General features: G+C 70.9%; 2 protein-coding genes and 1 pseudogene. 1 reads left to right on the top strand and 2 read right to left on the bottom strand.

The window, feature by feature from the left end:
- Positions 1-186: pseudogene (locus tag ABZ281_RS43670) on the bottom strand (hypothetical protein); the annotation flags it as partial.
- A 308-nt stretch (positions 187-494) separates the two neighbouring features.
- Between ABZ281_RS43670 and ABZ281_RS43665 the strand changes: the two are divergent.
- Positions 495-1,091: a hypothetical protein gene (locus ABZ281_RS43665; RefSeq protein ID WP_356663741.1), complete on the top strand. Its 597-nt coding sequence runs from the start codon at positions 495-497 to the stop codon at positions 1,089-1,091.
- Positions 1,092-1,196: 105 nt separating this feature from the next.
- Here ABZ281_RS43665 and ABZ281_RS43660 read toward each other — a convergent pair whose 3' ends face one another.
- On the bottom strand, positions 1,197-1,271 hold the full coding sequence (locus ABZ281_RS43660) for a thiopeptide-type bacteriocin (RefSeq protein WP_234325538.1): 75 nt from the start codon (positions 1,269-1,271) through the stop codon (positions 1,197-1,199).
- Positions 1,272-1,279: the final 8 nt, after the last annotated feature.

The raw sequence follows: 1,279 nt of genomic DNA, 5'->3' as shown, positions 1-1,279 counted from the left end.
CCCTGCCTCGATCGCCGCCCAGTCGACGGCGCCGCCGGGCGGCGGCGCGCCGGCCGGGGCGAGCACGTCGACGTGCGGTCCGTGCAGCCAGCCGCGCCGCACCTGCACGCCGGGCACGCCCCGCTCGCCCAGTTCTCGGGCGACCGGGACGACGTGCCGGGCCAGCCAGGCCGGTGTCACCGGCATCCGGGTATGGAGTCGCACCCCCGTCAGGCCGGCGGAATCCGGCCTCACGGCAATGCGCTCCGGAGCGTGAACCCCCATGTCCTTTCACCTTCCGAGAAGAGCCACAATGAATTCGTGAACCTGAATCCCATGATTGGCGCCAGGAATTCGAGCCGGAAGGGAAAACGGTCCGGCGCTTACATACGTCATCGTTTCCGTGACACCCGGCTGCGGGCCAGGATTACGGAATATTGAATTCCGCTTCGAGGGCGCGGGTGAGCTGGCCGGAAACCGCCAAGAAGGCAGGTCGACCGGTGTACTCTCCGCGAGTGACATCTACGTCCCCCACAACGCCCCCCACCCCGTCCGCCACGGACGCCGAGTGCCTCGCCCTCACCCGCAACCTGCGCCGCCGAGGCGTGGCCGTGCTCTCCGTGTTCGGCCTGATGTGGGCCGTGGCGGCGGCCTCCGGTACCGGCTCGGCGACGGATGTCGCGCCGGTCGCCATCGAGGTGGCGGCGCTGCTGATCACCGCGGCGGCGATCTACCTGGGGTACCGGAAGAACGCCGCGCCCTCGCCCCGGACGGTGGACCTTCCGGCCAACTGGGCGCGCGGCGTGGGCATCGTCAACACCGTCGAGCTGGCGGCCATCTTCGCCGTGATCGCCGCGTCCAACGCCGCGGGCCGGCCCGAGGTCATCCCCGCGGGCATCGCCCTCGTCGTGGGCCTGCACTTCTTCCCGCTCGCCCGCCTGTACGACCAGTGGCAGTACCGGTGGACGGCGTCGTTGCTGACCGTCGTCGCGGTCGCCGGGTTCGTGCTCGCCGCGGCCGGCGTCGCGACCGAGACCGTGCGGATCGTGGTGGGCCTGGGCAGCGCGGTGGTGCTGTGGGCCTCGTCGTACCACCTGGCCCTGCGCGGCTGACCCTCACCGGGACGATCTGAACGCAAGGATGTGCCCGACCGGCCGAGGCCGGACAGGCGCATCCTTGAAGCGTTCACGCTGTGGTGCTTATGCGCTGACGCTGGTTCAGCAGGCCGAGCAGGTGCTGGACGAGGAGGACGAGGTGCCGATCGAGCCGCTGGAGGCGCCCATCTCCGGCAGGGCGACGC

Origin of the sequence: Streptomyces sp. NPDC006265, assembly GCF_040613555.1 — a bacterium.
Taxonomy (GTDB): domain Bacteria; phylum Actinomycetota; class Actinomycetes; order Streptomycetales; family Streptomycetaceae; genus Streptomyces.
The sequence above is the reverse complement of the archived record's forward strand: the minus strand, read 5'-3'. Positions and strand labels throughout refer to the sequence as shown.